The sequence below is a fragment of the Cytophagaceae bacterium genome, assembly GCA_016722655.1.
Classification (GTDB): domain Bacteria; phylum Bacteroidota; class Bacteroidia; order Cytophagales; family Spirosomataceae; genus Leadbetterella.
Genome location: JADKIR010000004.1, coordinates 2,989,924 through 3,007,328, shown reverse-complemented (window position 1 = coordinate 3,007,328; position 17,405 = coordinate 2,989,924). Strand labels below are relative to the sequence as shown.

Here is a 17,405-nt window from a genome sequence, read left to right as displayed (position 1 = left end):
ACTATTTTGAGATTTACATCACATTTAATTCCAAATAAATAAAGAAGATAAGTAAGGTACAGATTGTAAATTTTAATTTTTTAAAGAATTTTTTTTGATTTCCTGACCAAAATAAACTGTTAGATTGCATTATATCAAGAGATTTGATTTTCATGACAAGCATTCATATTTTGGATAAATTTTTTTTCATAGTTTTGTGACCCAATTTTTTTTGGAGAGTCAGAATCAAATTAATAATTTATAGAACCAGTGGTAAAAAATGATGTAAGACAAGTATGGGACGATTGCCTGAGGGTGATTCGTAAAAACGTGTCAGAGCAGAGTTTTAAGACCTGGTTTGAGCCCATTATTCCATTCAAATTAATCAATAAGCGTCTTATTATTCAGGTGCCTAGTCAATTTTTTTATGAATGGCTCGAAGATCATTATGTTAAAATTCTGAGAATGGCACTGGACCATGCAATTGGGAAAGATGGGCAGCTAGAGTACACTATTATTATTGACAGAGGACCTACGCCTAAACCCCAATCTGCTCCAGCTAATACTCAAGTTAACGAAAAAAAAACTACAGATTTCAAACCTATTATCAGCCCTTTTGAAATAAAAAAGGTTAGCGAACAGGTATTTGAAACCTATCTTAATAAGTCATATACTTTTGAAAACTACGTCGAAGGAGATTGTAACCGACTGGCAAGGGCTGCTAGTTATGCTGTAGCACAAAAACCCAGCACCACTTCTTTTAACCCTTTAATGATTTATGGGGGAGTAGGATTGGGAAAAACCCATTTGGTACAAGCAATCGGAAATTTTATCGTGTCCAATTCTGATAATTTCAGAAATGTATTATATGTGTCTTCCGAAAAATTTACAAGCCAGTTTATTAATGCCATTAGAGAAAACAGTCTGCAAAATTTCATGGCTTTTTATATGCAGGTGGATGTTTTGATTCTTGACGACGTACAGTTTCTATCGGGAAAAGAAAAAACTCAGGAGACTTTCTTCCATATTTTTAATCACTTGCACCAAAGTGGCAAACAGATAGTGATGACTTCTGACAGACCTCCAAGGGAACTATCAGGCATGGAGGACCGACTATTGTCACGTTTTAAATGGGGATTAACGGCTGACATTCAGGCACCTGACCTCGAAACACGTATTGCAATTATTCATAATAAGGTAGAAGAAGAGCAGGCAACCATGGAATCGGAGGTAGTAGAATATCTGGCTCACTGTGTAGATTCCAATATAAGAGAGCTGGAAGGGGTTGTAATTTCTTTGTTGGCAGATGCTTCACTCACCAAAAGAGTAATTGATCTGGATATGGCCAAACACCGAATCAAGAGCCTGGTAGAAGAAAATCAGAAAGTAATTTCAATTGACAATATCATAGAAACCGTAACTGATTATTTCAAAGTTAAAATTACAGAAATAAAAGGTAAAACGAGGTTAAGAGAAGTGGTGGTGCCTCGGCAAATTGCAATGTTTTTAGCTAAAGAATATACTTCATTATCACTTAAAGCCATAGGATATCATTTTGGGGGTCGAGACCACAGTACTGTAATCCATGCAATACAGACTATTAATGATCTTATGGATACCGATAGAGAATTGAAACCTCAGATCGAAGAATTGAGAGAAAAATTTAAGAAAAAGTAAGAATTTTCTTATGAATAGCCAAAATCTGTGGCAATAGCATTTCCGAATCATTATTTTTTATTTCAAAATCAGCCATAGCCAAAAACTCCTCTTGTGATTTCTGATTTTTAATTATTTCAGCTATTTGTTGTTCCGTTCGGTGTAAATCTCTGGCTTTAATGCGTTTTATTCGTAATTCTAGTGGAGAGGTGACAACAATAATCTTATCTAATCCCTGATTCTTTGACATTATTGCAGCCTCTTTGATAATATATGTACTGGAGGAGTAATTATTGCAAAAATTTTCAAAGTCGATACCAACTGCCGGATGCACAATTTCATTAAGTTGATCGAGCATTTTTTTATTTTCAAATACTTTTTCAGCTACCAGTTTTCTGTTATAAGTGCCATCAGCCATGTAAACCTTTTCACCAAAAAGCTCAATTAAACTCCTTTTAACTTCCTGATTATTTTCAATCAATAATTTTGCCTGATAATCAGCCTCATAGATAGGAATTTCTAAAAGTGCAAATACTTTTGAAACTGTACTTTTCCCAACTCCAATTCCACCGGTGAGGCCTACTTTCAGCATATTTCTTTGCAGGTTTTTTTAGATTTGGCAAAGTATTCAAAAACAACTGACTTTTTAAGCAATGATGGGTAGGCAAAAAAAGTTTTACTACGATTTTTCAGTAAATATGGAATCCAGGAATAAAAAGCAAAATGAGCCCTGATGATAGCCCAAATATCTTTAAATGAGCCTTCTTTCAAAAATTTCAAAGCTGAAATCCCATCCAGAATCATTCTGAAAATAATAATTGGAAAAAGATATTTACCCGGCAGATTTTTAAACATCATTGCCAGATTATTTCGGTAATTTAGAAAGGTCTTGAATGGATTTGATTTATGCAAAGTACCTCCACCCACATGAAAAACAGCGGATTTTGGTTCATAAAATATTTTCAAACCAGCATTATTGATACGCCAGCAAAGATCGATTTCTTCCATGTGGGCAAAAAAACGTCCATCAAAACCTCCAAAAGACATAAAGACATCGGATTTTACGAGGAAACATGCCCCCGTGGCCCAAAAAATCTCAGTGGCATCCTCATATTGCCCTAAATCTTTTTCCAAAGTTTCGAAAACTCTGCCCCGACAGAATGCATATCCGAAAATATCAAGAAATCCACCGGCGGCACCGGCATATTCAAAAGTGTCTTTTTTGTAATAATCAAGAATTTTGGGCTGAACTGCCGCAACATTCTCTTCAGATTTTATTCTGGAAATCAAAGGAACCAACCATCCCGGAGTTACCTCAACATCGGAGTTGAGCAAAAGGAAATAAGGATTGGGAACATCTTTTAGGCCTTGATTATAACCTCCCGCAAAGCCCAGATTTTCTTTTAACCGGATGATTTTTACATCACTAAAATTATCAGAAACAAAGGTAAGAGAACCATCAACTGAAGCATTGTCAATAATATAAATATCGGCTTCCGGGCTATTCTGCACCACATTTCCCAAAAAATCTCTTAGAAATTTTTCTCCGTTATAATTTAAAATAACTACCGCAACTTCTTTCAACCCTGTTTATTTTTTAAATAAATCTCCTAAATCCAAACCCGGAATTTTAGGCAAAACACCTTCGGTGATTTTTGACATTTCCTGTTTTGCAAGTACCTCAGCTTTTTCCATTGCAATATTTGAGGCGGCAACTATTAAATCCTGGACAATTTTGACATCTTCGGGCTTCATCAAAATCGGTTCTATTTCAACTGCAACCAATTCCTTTTTGCCATTGACAATAACCTTAACCATACCCCCGCCTGACTCGCCTTCTGCCGTAATATCGGCAAGTTTTTCCTGGGCTTCCTGCATTTTTGATTGCATTTCTTTGACTTTGCCCATCATGCCCATCATATCAAACATCGACATATTTTCATTATTTTTCTACAAAAATAAAACATTTGATACCCCTTTACATATTTTTTACTTTTTTTGTATTAAATCATCAAAACCAAATTTATCCTATAGATCTTTTAAACAAAAAATATGAAATATTTAATAGTATTATTCTTCATCAGCATTGGGCTATCGGCTCAGGAAATAAAAACCAAAAACCTCAAAAAGCACGTTGAATATCTTTCATCTGACAAACTTCAGGGCCGAGGTACGGGTACTGCAGGCGAAAAAATGGCCTCGGATTATATCATTAAGCAATTTAAAAAGGCCGGATTGAGTCCAATGGGTGAAAACGGCGGCTTTTTGCAACATTTTCCGGCAAAAAAAGGAAAACCCGGTCAGATGGTATCTGTTGATGCCAACAATGTGGTGGGATTTGTAGATAACAAAAAACCTTACAGCATTGTGATTGGTGCACATTATGACCATTTGGGAATGGGTGACCAGGGGAGCTCACTGCAAGCCAACTCAGAAGGCCAGGTTCACAATGGTGCAGATGATAATGCATCAGGGGTTGCAGGGGTTTTGGAATTGGCAAGATATTTTTCGAAAAATAAAATAACAGAAAACTACAACCTGATTTTTATTGCATTTTCGGGTGAAGAATTGGGGTTGGTGGGTTCAAAATTCATCGCAGATAATCCTACTTTTGATTTAAAAAACATCAATTGCATGTTTAACCTGGATATGATTGGCAGATACCGTACCGACAAAGGGGTAAATATTGGCGGAGTAGGCTCAAGTAAGTTTTGGGAAGAAAACGCCACTAAACTCGCTGATAATATGTCAATTAAATACACTGTGGATTCATCGGGAATCGGACCTTCGGACCATACATCATTTTATTTGAAAGACATTCCGGTATTATTTCTTTTTACAGGTGCACATCAGGAATATCATAAGCCATCAGACGACGCCAATCTGATAAATTATGAGGGACAAAAACTTATGACGGAATATATAGCTAAAATGGTGGACCTGTTGGGTGCTACAGACAAGATTACATTTAAAAAAACCTCTAATCCACATTCTAAAGCGGCCAAAAGTACTTTTAAGGTGACAATGGGGGTTATTCCGGATTATTCTTTTGATGGAAAAGGGATGAAAATAGACGGTACAACCGATGGAAAACCGGCAGAAAAAGCCGGTATGAAAGCTGGAGATATAGTTCAGAAAATCGGTGATATTGAAATTAAAGATGTTTATAGCTACATGGAGGCTCTTGGGAAACATGAAAAAGGTCAGACAGTCACCATCAAAATCCTGAGAAAGGGAGAAATTCTTGAATTGCCTTTGACTTTTTAATTATAATGGGTAAAAAGAAAACTTTAATAATGGGAGCAAGCACCAAACCTGGTCGCTATGCTCTCATTGCCACTGAAATGCTCGATGATTATGGTCATCCGGTGGTTTTGTTTGGAAAAAAGGAAGGTAAAGTAAGAGGTATTGAAATCCTTACACAACTGGAAGATATTCCTGCTGATATTGATACCGTGACTATGTATCTTGGAGAGGACAATCAGGTTGATTACGAAGATTTTATCGTAAAACTTAAACCCAAAAGAGTGATTTTCAATCCGGGTGCTGAAAATTTTGATTTTGAAAACAGACTTGAATCAGAAGGCATAGAGCCCATTGAAGCCTGTACGCTGGTATTGCTGAGTACAGGTCAGTATTGATTATTTGATTTTCACATCTCCAAAGTTGGAAATCACAGTAATTTTGGCATTAGGATTATTCGACTTACCGATTTGCCCCTGATAGGAATTAGAAATTTTCGACCTGTTCTTGCTTTGAGTTTCGGTGTTTTTGATAAACCGTACCAGGAGTGCCGGGTCAACCAGAAAGCTTCCATGATTGGTTTTGATGTTAAACTCGACATTGGTTTTTAAACTAATGGGCAGGTCCACATCGGAATAATTGGATAAGATTTCTAATGATTTTAGATTTTCATCAATTTTTTCGATAACCAGATCATTGGTATAATTGAGCTTAAGTTTAACAGCATCTTTTATGGTACCTAAAACTCCTTGAGAATAATTCAGAATACCTTCAATGTCTTCGAGGTTACGGGCTTTAAACCTGCCATTATTATTTTTTAAGTTTACATTTTTCAGGTTCCCTAAATTCAGATTGGTGAAATTGGAATTTAAGTTACCACCGTTCATAGAATTGATATTAGCAGTTCCGTAATTTAAATTGATGCTATTTTCCAGATTTCTGATATTCGGAGCTGTAAGCGTACAATAATTAAGATTTAAATGAAGTGGTGAAGAAAATTCGGGTAGAATCACACTTCCAAAACTATTGTTGAGTTTCAGTTCCATATTTTCGGGCATAAAAACAGTATAATCAATTCTGAGATTGGTATTTTTGTCTTTATGGACAGTTTTAAAACTAAGTGATTCTTTACTGATGATGGTCGAAATCCGAATCACATCTCCTGATTTTGTGCCTGAAACATCAACCGTTTCAAGGAATGCATCCAAGGAAGAATTGGAAGGTGCATTGGCCATAACCTGAACAGTGGCTTTGACCTGATTATTTTTCCAGTGAATTATCTTAATGTCGCCAAATTGATTGCTTAGTTCGAGTTTATCATCAGACTCTGTATTAAAATTAAAATTGAAAGTTTTCTTTTTTTCAATAAGGTTAACTTCGGGATCATGTGCCAGGGCATCGGACATCAATAATAATATCCCAAAAAACACTAAATACCTTTTCAAGCTCTCCAGACTTATCATTACATTATTGATTTATTTTCAAATTTCTTAGCGATAGTGGTTTGTTTTTCAAGCAATTCCAGTTGCCATTTCAGGTTCTGAATCATAGCTTCAATGATTTGATCATGATTGGGGTTAGTTTTCAATTGTTCTTCAAGAAATTCAAAATTGGTCTGTAACTCCCCTATTTCTGATACAAAAGCTTTTCCCAATTCCGGGTTTTCCTGAGTCAATTCCTGTAATGATTCCTGTTTTTCTTTGATTTGATGTGTAAAAACCATCATTGATTTATTTTCAGAAACATACTCTGAAAACTGACTTTCATTACTTTTTCCGGATTTTCCAAACCAATAACCTATTCCCACACATATCACAATTCCGGCAGCAATTCTCAGAATTTTGTTATTAAAACTTATGTTAAATCTTTTTTGTTCCGACAATTTGGCATCAATTTTTTCCCAAAGACCCAATGGCAGGTCTTCTTCAAATGCTGATTTATTGTCGTTTATAAACTCTTTTAATTTCATAAATTCCTAATTTTTCAATAACTCCAACAATCTGGCTTTTCCCCTGATATATTGACTTCTTGGCGTAATTTCACTTATTCCCAAAATACTCCCAATTTCCTGATGATCATAACCATCAAATAAATAAAGACTTAAAACCAACCTAAAACCGGCCGGAAGTTGATTAAGCGTTCTTTTTATCTTCTCAACCATTTCAATTTTTCCATCAAAATCTTCGTCTGAGACTTCTTCTTTCAAATCGACCGTATGATTCTCAATATCTTCAAAAATCGCTTTTCTTGACCTTAATTTAGCAATCGCCTTATTGACTACTATCGTTTTTAACCATGCCCCCAGTGTTGACTCACCTCTGAAAGAGTTAATTTTCAAAAAACAATCTAAAAATGCCTCCTGAAGCACATCCTCGGCTTCTTCCCGTACACTTACAATCCTTAATGCCGTATTAAACATGGCCTTGGCATACAATGAATATACCTCTTGCTGGGCCTTTCGGTTGCCCTGCTTACATAGCTCTACGAGCTGCCATGTTTTGTCATTGTTATTAAATACGGTCAAACCAGGATTGATTTCGAATTAAAGACAAACGAAATTAGAAAATGTTGCAGGTAGGAGCAAAAAAAATCCCGGGAGAAAAACCCGGGACCTGATAATTTTAATTTTTTCCGCTACTTCCAACTCCTGCGTTTTTTTCCTGACGGGCCTCTTGCATCGGGTTAGATCCTTGCTGGAAGCTCCTTTGCTTAAACAACTGGAACTTGGTAGGTGCTTCGGGCTCTTTTGGATAAACATTATCAGAAGTATCGATGTCGGGAATCTCCTGATATGGATCCAATTTAAATTTCTTAACTTTTTTGGTAGTTGGAATAGTTTTAGAAATTTCTACATCATTTAATCTCCATATTTCGGCTGGGAAACGAAAATCCTGAGTGGTACCATCTTCAAATTCGGCCTGAACTATAACTGGCATTACTAAACCACCTTTATTTTTGATTTTCAAAACATAATAATTCATTCCTGATTCCAGTAATTTCTGGTCATCGGCTGACAATGAAGATTTATAGGCATCAAATTTCTTTTTATCAGACTCCGTCACAGCATATTTATCATAATTATTATAAAAGTCTTTCATGCTGCTATCGGCTTCCACTACCGATTGTTTTATGTCGGTTCTGTCGCGTTTACGGCTCATGGTTTCAGCACTTTGCTGAGCCATTTTTTTCGCTTCTGTCTTATTAATTTCAGGATTCTGGGTATCTAAAGCATACCATTGAACCTCTGCAATTGCCTGATCGGCAGCTTCAACCGTATAAAACCAACCTTTCCAAAACCAATCCAAATCAACGCTTGAGGCATCTTCTAGGGTACGGAAAAAGTCAGCCGGCATCGGACTTTTAAACGCCCATCTGCGGGCATATTCTTTAAATGCCATGTCAAACAACTCACGACCCATCACAGTTTCTCTCAAAATATTCAAACCTGTAGCAGGTTTTGCGTAAGCATTGGGACCGAAAGCCATGATATTGTCAGAGGAAGTCATGATAGGCACCTGCTGAGTTTTGTCGGTTTTCATATAACCCACTATGTCTCTGGCCTCTCCCCTTCCTGTTGGATAATCTTTATCCCATTCTTTTTGTGCCAAATACTGACAGAAAGTATTCAAACCTTCGTCCATCCAGGTCCATTGACGCTCATCGGTATTTACAATCATCGGGAAAAAGTTATGCCCAACTTCGTGAATAATAACACCAATCATACCATATTTTGTGCCTTCAGAATAAGTACCATCGGCTTCAGGACGTCCCCCATTAAATGAAATCATCGGATATTCCATACCTCCTCTTGGAGTAGAGTGACATGAAATGGCAACAGGGTACGGATATTCAATGGTACGATTTCCATAAGATCTCAGGGTGTGCTCCACCACACGGGTTGAATATTTTTCCCATAGAGGATTTCCTTCTTTGGGATAGAAAGACATACTCCAGATTTTGCGGCCATTGCCATATACATCAGTCTGCATAGCATCCCAAATAAACCTTCTGGAAGAAGCGAAAGCAAAATCTCTTACGTTTTTAGCAGTATAAACCCAGGTTTGAGATTTATCACTTTTAGATTTCATCCGCTCGTCAGCTTCGGCTTGGCTTGCGATGATTACCGGGGTTTTAGAATTCGCTGCCTGCTTCATTCTTTCCTGTTGGGTTTTTGTCAACACTTTGGTATAATTCTGACATTCACCTGTAGCTCCAACAATATGATCGGTAGGCACAGTAATTTCCACTTTATAATCACCAAAAGGCAAAGTAAACTCTCCCTGGCCCAAAAACTGTTTGTTTTGCCAACCATTTACATCATCATAGACGCACATACGTGGAAACCAGTGTGCGATGAAATAATTATAATTTCCGTCTTTTTCAAAAAACTCATACCCTGAGCGGCCATAATAAGCCGTGATATTATATTCCCAATCAATTTTTATAGCAACAGAGGTGTTGGGTTTCAAATTTACCGGCAAATCCACACGCATCATGGTACCGTTTATTGTATAAGGTAAAGCATTGCCTTTCAGGTCTTTAACAAATTTTATTTTATATCCAAATTCCTTCTTTTCAGAAATAGTGGTATTCACTGAGCTTGGAGAATTCATGCCATTGAGTTGTCCTGAAGTCATTTGAGGGTTAACTCCCCCAGTTTTGGCAAGGGCATTTATTGAGTTGGCCTCGAAAAGGTTTTGGTCCAGCTGTAACCATAGGTATTTTAATTCATCGGGTGAATAATTAAAATAAGTTACTGTTTCAGAACCAATTATCCGCTGATTATTATCGTCTAATTCAGCTTTGATATCGTAATTGGCTTTGTTTTGGAAATAATCTTTGCCGGGTGCTCCCGAAGCAGTCCTGAAAGTATTAGGTGTAGGCAGGTTGGCTCCCAATTGTTCAAATCGGGTATTGGCATTGTAAGTGCTGGTTTCTGGTCTTTGGGCGTGTGATTGAGAAAAAATCATCATCAACCCAAAAATCCCAAATAATAGTCTTTTCATAAATAGTTTATTGATTATATTTTATAAAACGCTAATATAGTTTTTTACGAAATATTTATTTGAAATAATAGACCAAAAATGTAAAAAGAAATGCAAAAGCTAAAAATTGGGAAATATTATCTTGTATAAATTATTAAAATATTTTTAGAAGTATTGAATTTTTGAAAAGTCTATTGGGTTAGTAGAAATATGGAAATGTATTTTTGCAAATCCTTTAGATAATTATCAATTAAAATATATGGCTACTATTCTTGATTTGATTGGAAACACACCGCTGGCAGAATTAAAACATCTGAATCCTAACCCAAATGTGAGAATATTTGCAAAACTGGAAGGAAACAATCCCGGTGGCAGTGTGAAAGACCGCCCGGCTTACAATATGGTTAAAAGTGCAGTTGAAAATGGTAAACTGAAGCATGGCATGAAGCTGATTGAAGCCACAAGCGGAAATACCGGAATTGCATTGGCGATGATTGCCTCATTATTTGGCTTTGAAATAGAGCTAATTATGCCCTCCAATTCAACGAAAGAACGAGTACTTACCATGGAAGCTTATGGTGCCAGGGTGATTTTGCTCGAAACCATTGAAGCTTGTCGTGATTATGCTGACGAAAAAGGTAAAACCGAAGAATATTATCAGTTGGACCAGTTTGGTAACCCGGACAACTACCTGGCACACTATAAAACCACCGGTCCTGAAATTTGGAGGGATACTGAGCAAAAAATTACCCATTTTGTGGCATCAATGGGTACCACCGGTACAATAATGGGTACTTCGATGTATTTGAAAGAACAAAATCCTGAGATTCAAATCATTGGTTGTCAACCTACTGAAGGTGCTTCTATCCCGGGCATAAGACGTTGGCCAAAAGAATATTTACCTGCCATTTTTGATCCAAGTCGGGTAGATAGAATCTTTGATATTTCACAGGAAGAATCAAAAGAAATGGCTCGTGAACTAGCCAGAAAAGAGGGTATTTTTGCCGGAATGAGCTCTGGAGGACAGGCAGCTGCAGCTATAAAACTTGCCAAAGAATTAAAAGAAGGAATTATTGTATTTATTGCCTGCGATCGTGGCGACAGATACCTAAGCAGTGATTTATTTGGATGATTTTTTTGAGTCTTCCATTACTTAAAGGTGTGCAATTTATTATTAATTTTCATTTTTTTTAAGTCAAAAAAGCAGAATTTCTATTAAATTTGAGGAATAAAACACAATAAAAATGTTAAAAAAACTCCTCTTTATCGCCACTTTAATTTCTTTTTTTTCCTGTTCCAAAAAATCAGATGAAATTTCGCCCGTAAATCTAAAAGGCAAATGGTATTTAAGCTACATTTTTACTTATCGACAGGAAGAAGGCAAATCCCCTCTTCAAGCAACTATGAATGGTTGGCCGGAAGATAATATTATTGTTTTCAATGAAGATGGCACCTGCAAATTTCAAAAATTATATATTGATACATACGGTTTTAATATATTTGGAAACGAGAATTATTCAGGAACATACCAGTTATCAGGTAATAATGTAACCTTGCAGCTCACCGAGAATGGGGAAAAAATATTTCTGGATTTAACTTATAACAAAGTTTCAGCAACAGAAATGGAGCTTAATCAGGAAAAAGCACAGATTTTGTCAGGTCTGGAAAAAAGTAAGACTGCTATTGGCCAGGAAACCTTTAATGATGCCCAGGCATTTGCCAATCAATATAAAACCTATAAAATCAGCAATACATTTATTAAAATGGAATGATTGATTTTGAAAAAAATGCGATTTCTTACCACCTGGCAGGATTTCTACGCCATTTTTTCAGGGATTCAAGGTCGTTTGGTTTAATATATTCCTGCTTTAGTGCTTCGTCGATAAGGTAATTGTAATTGCTTAAAGTCACCAGTTTCAGGTTTTTTTCAGCAAAATTCTGGTCTGCAATTTTAAAACCATAAGTAAAAATTGCAATCATACCTACTACCTCTATACCTTGCTCTATGAGGGCTTCGGCAGCTTTGATTGAACTACCTCCGGTTGAGATCAAATCTTCCAGTACGACTACTTTCTGACCTTTTTCAATTTTACCCTCGATCTGATTACCCATGCCATGTTCCTTAGGTTTAGGGCGTACATAGGCAAATGGCATATTAAGATAGTCGGCCACCAGTGCACCCTGGGCAATTCCCGCAGTGGCCACACCGGCAATAAGAGTTGCATCAGGAAATTGTTTTTTAATGGCCTTGGCAAGCGATTTTTTGATAAAAGTGCGGGCTTCAACATCTGAAAGCGTGATGCGGTTGTCGCAATATATGGGTGAATTCCAGCCTGAGCTCCATTTAAATGGTTTTTCAGGACTAAGTTTTACAGCTTTAGTTTTAAGCAAAAAGGATGCGATTTTCCGGGCAGTATTCATTTCAGTCTTCTTCCTCGTCTTGATTTTTCTTGGTTACCAACATTTTATCGATACGGTTTTTATCCATATCTATAATTTCAAATTCAAATTCTTCCCATTCAAATTTATCTCCCGTATCAGGAATTTCTTTTAAAATATGAAGGGCAAAACCACCCATGGTATCAAACCCGGTGTATTCTTTCCTGTTGGGAAGTTCAATCTCAAATTCATGTAAGAAATCATCAAAAGGAAGTGACGCATCAATCAAAAAGCTACCATCTTCTCTTTTAAAGATTTCATATTCAAACTCATTGGTTTCAGAAATATCACCCACCAGTGCATCCAGAATATCGTTCATGGTCACTATTCCTACCACATTACCATACTCATCCACGATTACACCAAAGTGAATTTTTTCTTCCTGAAATTTCTCTAAAACCTGATAGGCATGGTTGTTTTCCGGAATATAAAGAGGTGTTCTAAGATTTTTTTCCAAAACTTTCAACTCTTTATCCATAGATTTACCGAGTAAATCTTTGATATAAAGCAGGCCTTTCATATCATTGATGCCGTCTTTACAAACAGGATACACTGAATGCTTTTTCTCAATAATTTTCTCTTTATTGATAGTAAAATCGTCGTCCAGGTCAAGAAATGTCACGTCGTTGATATTGGTCATCAAAGAGGTAATTTTACGGTCACCCAAATGAAAAACATTCTGAACAATCTCATGTTCAATCTCTTCGATTGTACCTCCGCTGGCTCCTTCCTGCATGAGAGTTCTGATTTCTTCCTCTGTAACTGACTGATCATTTTCTTTTAAACCTATCAATTTAAAAATCAGGTCGCTGGTTTTGCTTAAAAGCCAAATAAATGGAGAAGTGAGCTTAGAAACCCATTCCATGGGCTTAACCACTCCCATGGCAATATCCTCGGCTTTGGCCATTCCTACTCTTTTAGGTACTAATTCGCCAAAAATCAAAGTAAAAAAAGTAAGCACAACGGTAATCAGAATTACCGCAAGTGTCTCAGCATAAGGTGCCAGCGATTCGAAATTTTGAAAAAGAGGGATTAGATAACCCTTAAAAGTATCGCCGGAATAAATACCGGTCAAAATACTGATTAATGTAATTCCAATCTGTACAGTAGAGAGAAATCTACCGGGAGAATTGGCCAAAAGAAGAGCCGAAGTTGCACGTTTGTCTCCGTTTTTGGCTGCTATTTCTAATTTTGTTTTTTTAGATGAAACCAAGGCTATTTCAGCCATTGAAAACAAACCATTAAGTAAAATCAGAAAAATAATAATAAATATTTCCATCAAGATTTTGATAACCGAGCTGATTATCACTGGTGATTTTGATGCAAAGTAACGAATTTTTTAAAAAACTTTAATGGCACACTATCAAAAATTAATATTGGAGTGCATTTAAAGTGGCATTTGCCTTACCTTTGTGTTTTTTTAAACCAATTCAATGATCATTTTTGTCAATAACAGGCCTTTTTGCATTTCAGAAAACCCAAAAATTGCTGACTCTTATACTCAGATTTTTGACGTAAAAAAAAACAAAGCTGAAAAACTGGTTTTTGTAGGTAACATATTGATAAAAAATGCTAATGCCGGATTTATTTTTGAAGTTATTTCCAAATCACAGGTAAAAGATTTGGGAAAATTGGCCAAAGTTACTTTTTGGGTTGAGAATAAAGAAAAAATAAAAAAGTCGGTAAAATCCAAGATTCCATTGATTAAAGCTGCCGGTGGTGTGGTTGAAAATCATAAAAATGAAATTTTGATGATGAAAAGACTTGGGCATTGGGATTTACCCAAAGGAAAAGCCGACCCGGGCGAAAACTCTGCCACCACCGCCCAACGCGAAGTTGAAGAAGAATGTAATGTGCAGGTATTTGTAAAAGAGAAAGTTTGTACTACCTGGCATACTTACTTTTTAAAAGAAAAACTTGTTTTGAAACGCACCAAATGGTATCGGATGGTGCTCATTACCGACAAAAAAATGAAACCTCAAAAAGAAGAGGGAATAGAAGAGTTGAGATGGATGGATCGAAATGCTGTTGAACAAAGCATGGCTGAATCATACAAAACAATTGAATATGTAGTTTCAAAATATTATGGTCAACATTTGATTTTTGGAAATCATTGAAAAGAACCTCGTTTTAACCACCAAATGACCAAAAAAATAAATTTTCTTTTAACAATATCCAATCTTAATTTCGTTAAAATAAAAATTATTAAAATTGTATTAAATTTTATAATTTTGAATTCTCAAATAACAAACAATTAAAAAAGAAATGAAAAAATTACTGAGCCTTATATTGGCAGTTTTGGTGAGCTTTAGCGTTGCAACCGCACAAAGTTCTAAAAAGTCAGATTCAAAAAAATCAAAAACCGAAAAGACTACAAAAGAAAAGGATTCGAAATCGAAATCAACCAAAGAAACAAAAACTAAAAAATCGGATGGGGATTCAAAATCGAAAACTACCAAAGAAACAAAATCTAAAAAAGTAGATGGCGATTCAAAATCAAAAACTACCAAAGAAACTAAAACCAAAAAAGTAGATGGAGATTCAAAATCAAAAACTACTAAAGAAACCAAAACTAAAGTAGATGGCGACTCTAAGACCAAAACTACCAAAGGCACAAAAACCAATGCCGACGGTGAATCTAAGTCGAAAACTACAAAAACTACAAAGACTAAAGTAGAGGATGAAACAAAAGGAACTAAAGGTACTAAAGGAACAAAAGGAAAAGCAGATGTAAATACTGAAAAAGGTACTTTGAAAACTACTAAAACAACCTCAAACACTACCAAAGGCACTCAAGCCAACACCACAACCCAAAGGAAAGTGGCCAGCGATGACAAATCTATTGGTAAAGACGACAAAGGTCGCACTATTTATGAAGGACCAAGAGGTGGAAGATATTATATCAATTCTAACGGAAACAAAACGTATATCAAAAAGGATAATTAATTTTTTAAAATATTTTAAAAAGCCCGGGGAAACTCGGGCTTTTTGTTTTTATTTTTGCTTCTATTAATTTATTCCTTAAATAAAATATAAATGAAGATTAGGGTACTGGTTGTGGGATGTGGTAATATGGGTTCTTCCCATGCACTGGCTTATCATAATATGCCGGAATTTGAAATCTGTGGAATTGTGTCAACCGGAAATAGTAAAAACCGCCTTGATGAAAAACTTGGTGGCGGTCATGAGTTATTTAACGACTATTATGAAGCTTTAAAAGTTACTAAACCTGATACCGTTAGTATTAATACCTACCCTGATACCCATGAAGCCTATGCTCTGGCAGCTCTGGAAGCAGGATGCCATGTTTTTATTGAAAAACCACTTGCAGATACCGTAGCCGGGGCTGAAAAAGTAGCTGCTGCCGCCAAAAAATACGACAGAAAATTGGTAATTGGGTATATCCTTAGAGTTCATCCTTCTTGGGAGAAATTCGTAGAAGTGGCTCAGCAGTTAGGTAAACCATTGGTAATGAGAATGAATCTCAATCAGCAAAGTCACGGCATCATGTGGGATGTGCATAAAAATCTGATGAAAAGCCTCAGCCCAATAGTTGATTGTGGCGTGCATTATATTGATGTCATGTGCCAGATGACCCGTTCAAAACCTGTGTGGGTAAGTGCTATTGGAGCCCGAATGACCGATGAGATTCCGGCAGATAAGTACAACTATGGTCAGCTACAAATTAGATTTGAAGACGGATCTGTAGGCTGGTATGAAGCCGGTTGGGGACCAATGATAAGTGAAACTGCATTTTTTGTAAAAGATGTAATAGGCCCAAAAGGCTGTGTATCTATTGTGGCTAAAGATGCCGGTAAGGCCGGTAACTCTGACAATGTGGATTCTCACACCAAAACAGAGTCATTAAAAATCCATTATTCCGATATTGACGCTGCCAATAATTTCACAAAAAAAGACGAATGGATTGACTTTAAGGATGAACCTGACCACAATGAACTTTGCCGAAGGGAACAAGAATTTTTTCTGAATGCCATAAAAAATAATACTGACCTCAGTGATCATATCGATGATGCTGTAAATAGCCTTAAGATTGCATTTGCTTGCGATGAATCAGTGAGAACAGGAGAAGTAGTCAGGTTGTAAATTCTAGTTTGATACGGTATAAACCACTGTGGTTTGATAAGGCTTGGCCGGCAACAGAACTGACCTTCCGGAAATTCTGTATTGAACGCCTACATTACTTCTACCTGTAGAATTGCCAACATTACCATAATATAAGGTCTGGGGTGTACTAGAAAGTGTAATATAAGAAGTAGTACCTAAAATAGTACCCGTTGAGCCACCTGTTCCTGTTGTACGCCTTCTTGCTGCCAATAATAGAGAAGCATTCCAGTCAATGTCTGTTTTGTGAATTCTAACGGTATATGAAGAATTTATTGGGAATCCGGAAATTGATACCAGAGATTGACTTGTGGCACTCGAAACAGTTGCAGTGTAATTACTTCCGGCCTCGGTATAAGTACTGGCTAAAACTGAGGCTGACCATCCAGAGCTCACTGTAATACTTTGACCCATACTGAAGCCAAAAAACAAAATGAAAATAATTGTCAGACTGTTTTTCATCAGTTATCTACCAAAGTGTAAACTATTGTAACATTTGATGTCTGGTTTCGAAGCAATGAAAAATTCCCAATACCTAAAGTAAATGTTAACATATAACCATTATTCGCCCCATTGCCTGTATAAGCCCCGCCTATATTATTTACAATGGCCTGAGGGGAATTGGACAATACGACAGTACCAGCTGAGGTGCCTCTTGTACCAGCCCCGGCTCCTGAAACAGAAGCAACTGCAAGGTTAAGATTTACTCCACCGGGCATAGCACCCGATATACTCGCAGTGATTTTTCGGGTAACTGAGGGTGGAACTGCTGAAGTAAAGTTTAACCATTTGGTATTATTTGTTGAAGTAGTTGTTATTTGATTCCCTGCTTCAGTTGGGGCGTTAAAGCTCAAAGAAAAAGTCGAACGGTCAGGTGCGATATCCAATAACGAAACACTAGGCAATGTAAAGTTGACCCCAACCGACAATGTTGCTTGTCCGAAGGCGATATTAGTAATGAACAATAATATAACTAATATC

At 36.5% G+C, this 17,405-nt stretch carries 19 protein-coding genes; 8 read left to right on the top strand and 11 right to left on the bottom strand.

All coding sequences use genetic code 11. The features are described from left to right. The first annotated feature begins 240 nt into the window (after window positions 1-240). On the top strand, window positions 241-1,656 hold the full coding sequence (gene dnaA, locus IPP61_13600) for a chromosomal replication initiator protein DnaA (protein MBL0326194.1): 1,416 nt from the start codon (window positions 241-243) through the stop codon (window positions 1,654-1,656). Here the strand turns inward: dnaA and coaE are convergent. Genes coaE through IPP61_13585 form a run of 3 tightly spaced genes read right to left on the bottom strand, consistent with a single transcriptional unit; the run spans window position 1,643 to window position 3,564 of the window. After that, complete coding sequence (gene coaE, locus IPP61_13595; GenBank protein ID MBL0326193.1) at window positions 1,643-2,227, bottom strand: dephospho-CoA kinase; 585 nt, start codon at window positions 2,225-2,227, stop codon at window positions 1,643-1,645. The genes dnaA and coaE overlap by 14 nt on opposite strands. After that, complete coding sequence (locus IPP61_13590; protein MBL0326192.1) at window positions 2,221-3,219, bottom strand: glycosyltransferase family 2 protein; 999 nt, start codon at window positions 3,217-3,219, stop codon at window positions 2,221-2,223. Before IPP61_13590 ends, coaE begins: the two co-directional genes overlap by 7 nt. A gap of 6 nt (window positions 3,220-3,225) precedes the next feature. Beyond that, window positions 3,226-3,564, bottom strand: coding sequence for a YbaB/EbfC family nucleoid-associated protein (locus IPP61_13585; protein MBL0326191.1), 339 nt, complete (start codon window positions 3,562-3,564; stop codon window positions 3,226-3,228). Window positions 3,565-3,687: 123 nt separating this feature from the next. Between IPP61_13585 and IPP61_13580 the strand changes: the two genes are divergently transcribed. Both IPP61_13580 and IPP61_13575 read left to right on the top strand, forming a co-directional pair. Next, window positions 3,688-4,902 (top strand): M20/M25/M40 family metallo-hydrolase, encoded by a 1,215-nt coding sequence (locus IPP61_13580; GenBank protein MBL0326190.1) that lies wholly within the window; start codon window positions 3,688-3,690, stop codon window positions 4,900-4,902. A gap of 5 nt (window positions 4,903-4,907) precedes the next feature. Further along, a complete protein-coding gene (locus IPP61_13575; protein ID MBL0326189.1) occupies window positions 4,908-5,276 on the top strand; it encodes a CoA-binding protein in 369 nt (122 codons plus the stop codon). Here IPP61_13575 and IPP61_13570 read toward each other — a convergent pair whose 3' ends face one another. From IPP61_13570 to IPP61_13555, 4 genes are all read right to left on the bottom strand, one after another. Beyond that, window positions 5,277-6,341, bottom strand: coding sequence for a hypothetical protein (locus tag IPP61_13570; GenBank protein ID MBL0326188.1), 1,065 nt, complete (start codon window positions 6,339-6,341; stop codon window positions 5,277-5,279). Next, window positions 6,341-6,847: a hypothetical protein gene (locus tag IPP61_13565; protein MBL0326187.1), complete on the bottom strand. Its 507-nt coding sequence runs from the start codon at window positions 6,845-6,847 to the stop codon at window positions 6,341-6,343. Before IPP61_13565 ends, IPP61_13570 begins: the two co-directional genes overlap by 1 nt. 6 nt (window positions 6,848-6,853) lie before the next feature. Then, on the bottom strand, window positions 6,854-7,402 hold the full coding sequence (locus tag IPP61_13560) for an RNA polymerase sigma factor (GenBank protein MBL0326186.1): 549 nt from the start codon (window positions 7,400-7,402) through the stop codon (window positions 6,854-6,856). A 97-nt stretch (window positions 7,403-7,499) separates the two neighbouring features. Further along, window positions 7,500-9,884: a M1 family metallopeptidase gene (locus tag IPP61_13555; protein MBL0326185.1), complete on the bottom strand. Its 2,385-nt coding sequence runs from the start codon at window positions 9,882-9,884 to the stop codon at window positions 7,500-7,502. A gap of 238 nt (window positions 9,885-10,122) precedes the next feature. On the opposite strand from IPP61_13555, the gene cysM reads away from it, so the two are divergent. Both cysM and IPP61_13545 read left to right on the top strand, forming a co-directional pair. Next, on the top strand, window positions 10,123-10,995 hold the full coding sequence (cysM, locus tag IPP61_13550) for a cysteine synthase CysM (protein ID MBL0326184.1): 873 nt from the start codon (window positions 10,123-10,125) through the stop codon (window positions 10,993-10,995). A gap of 112 nt (window positions 10,996-11,107) precedes the next feature. Then, entirely contained in the window at window positions 11,108-11,635 is a 528-nt protein-coding gene (locus IPP61_13545; protein ID MBL0326183.1) for a lipocalin family protein, read from the top strand. Window positions 11,636-11,660: 25 nt separating this feature from the next. Here the strand turns inward: IPP61_13545 and IPP61_13540 are convergent, their stop codons facing one another. Together IPP61_13540 and IPP61_13535 are read right to left on the bottom strand one after the other, a co-directional pair. Beyond that, complete coding sequence (locus IPP61_13540; protein MBL0326182.1) at window positions 11,661-12,284, bottom strand: orotate phosphoribosyltransferase; 624 nt, start codon at window positions 12,282-12,284, stop codon at window positions 11,661-11,663. Window position 12,285: 1 nt separating this feature from the next. Beyond that, a complete protein-coding gene (locus tag IPP61_13535) occupies window positions 12,286-13,581 on the bottom strand; it encodes an HlyC/CorC family transporter (GenBank protein ID MBL0326181.1) in 1,296 nt (431 codons plus the stop codon). Window positions 13,582-13,735: 154 nt separating this feature from the next. Here IPP61_13535 and IPP61_13530 point away from each other — a divergent pair, with 154 nt between their 5' ends. The 3 genes from IPP61_13530 (at window position 13,736) to IPP61_13520 (ending at window position 16,406) form a co-directional block, all read left to right on the top strand. Next, window positions 13,736-14,419 carry an NUDIX domain-containing protein gene (locus IPP61_13530; GenBank protein ID MBL0326180.1) on the top strand — a complete coding sequence of 228 codons (684 nt, stop codon included), beginning with the start codon at window positions 13,736-13,738 and terminating at the stop codon, window positions 14,417-14,419. A gap of 148 nt (window positions 14,420-14,567) precedes the next feature. Continuing rightward, window positions 14,568-15,248 (top strand): hypothetical protein, encoded by a 681-nt coding sequence (locus IPP61_13525; protein ID MBL0326179.1) that lies wholly within the window; start codon window positions 14,568-14,570, stop codon window positions 15,246-15,248. Between the two features lie 90 nt (window positions 15,249-15,338). After that, window positions 15,339-16,406 (top strand): Gfo/Idh/MocA family oxidoreductase, encoded by a 1,068-nt coding sequence (locus IPP61_13520; protein ID MBL0326178.1) that lies wholly within the window; start codon window positions 15,339-15,341, stop codon window positions 16,404-16,406. A 3-nt stretch (window positions 16,407-16,409) separates the two neighbouring features. Here IPP61_13520 and IPP61_13515 read toward each other — a convergent pair whose 3' ends face one another. Beyond that, window positions 16,410-16,886: a hypothetical protein gene (locus IPP61_13515; GenBank protein MBL0326177.1), complete on the bottom strand. Its 477-nt coding sequence runs from the start codon at window positions 16,884-16,886 to the stop codon at window positions 16,410-16,412. Continuing rightward, complete coding sequence (locus tag IPP61_13510) at window positions 16,886-17,383, bottom strand: hypothetical protein (GenBank protein ID MBL0326176.1); 498 nt, start codon at window positions 17,381-17,383, stop codon at window positions 16,886-16,888. The genes IPP61_13515 and IPP61_13510 overlap by 1 nt, the downstream gene beginning before the upstream one ends. Between the last annotated feature and the right edge of the window lie 22 nt (window positions 17,384-17,405).

Bases quoted from the DNA above. Each gene is read 5' to 3' on its own strand.
- IPP61_13565 (MBL0326187.1), bottom strand. From the start codon at position 6,847: ATGAAATTAAAAGAGTTTATAAACGACAATAAATCAGCATTTGAAGAA.
- coaE (MBL0326193.1), bottom strand. From the start codon at position 2,227: ATGCTGAAAGTAGGCCTCACCGGTGGAATTGGAGTTGGGAAAAGTACA.
- cysM (MBL0326184.1), top strand. From the start codon at position 10,123: ATGGCTACTATTCTTGATTTGATTGGAAACACACCGCTGGCAGAATTA.
- IPP61_13515 (MBL0326177.1), bottom strand. From the start codon at position 16,886: ATGAAAAACAGTCTGACAATTATTTTCATTTTGTTTTTTGGCTTCAGT.
- IPP61_13520 (MBL0326178.1), top strand. From the start codon at position 15,339: ATGAAGATTAGGGTACTGGTTGTGGGATGTGGTAATATGGGTTCTTCC.
- IPP61_13555 (MBL0326185.1), bottom strand. From the start codon at position 9,884: ATGAAAAGACTATTATTTGGGATTTTTGGGTTGATGATGATTTTTTCT.
- IPP61_13525 (MBL0326179.1), top strand. From the start codon at position 14,568: ATGAAAAAATTACTGAGCCTTATATTGGCAGTTTTGGTGAGCTTTAGC.
- IPP61_13535 (MBL0326181.1), bottom strand. From the start codon at position 13,581: ATGGAAATATTTATTATTATTTTTCTGATTTTACTTAATGGTTTGTTT.
- IPP61_13580 (MBL0326190.1), top strand. From the start codon at position 3,688: ATGAAATATTTAATAGTATTATTCTTCATCAGCATTGGGCTATCGGCT.
- IPP61_13530 (MBL0326180.1), top strand. From the start codon at position 13,736: ATGATCATTTTTGTCAATAACAGGCCTTTTTGCATTTCAGAAAACCCA.
- IPP61_13585 (MBL0326191.1), bottom strand. From the start codon at position 3,564: ATGTTTGATATGATGGGCATGATGGGCAAAGTCAAAGAAATGCAATCA.
- IPP61_13575 (MBL0326189.1), top strand. From the start codon at position 4,908: ATGGGTAAAAAGAAAACTTTAATAATGGGAGCAAGCACCAAACCTGGT.
- IPP61_13570 (MBL0326188.1), bottom strand. From the start codon at position 6,341: ATGATAAGTCTGGAGAGCTTGAAAAGGTATTTAGTGTTTTTTGGGATA.
- IPP61_13545 (MBL0326183.1), top strand. From the start codon at position 11,108: ATGTTAAAAAAACTCCTCTTTATCGCCACTTTAATTTCTTTTTTTTCC.
- IPP61_13540 (MBL0326182.1), bottom strand. From the start codon at position 12,284: ATGAATACTGCCCGGAAAATCGCATCCTTTTTGCTTAAAACTAAAGCT.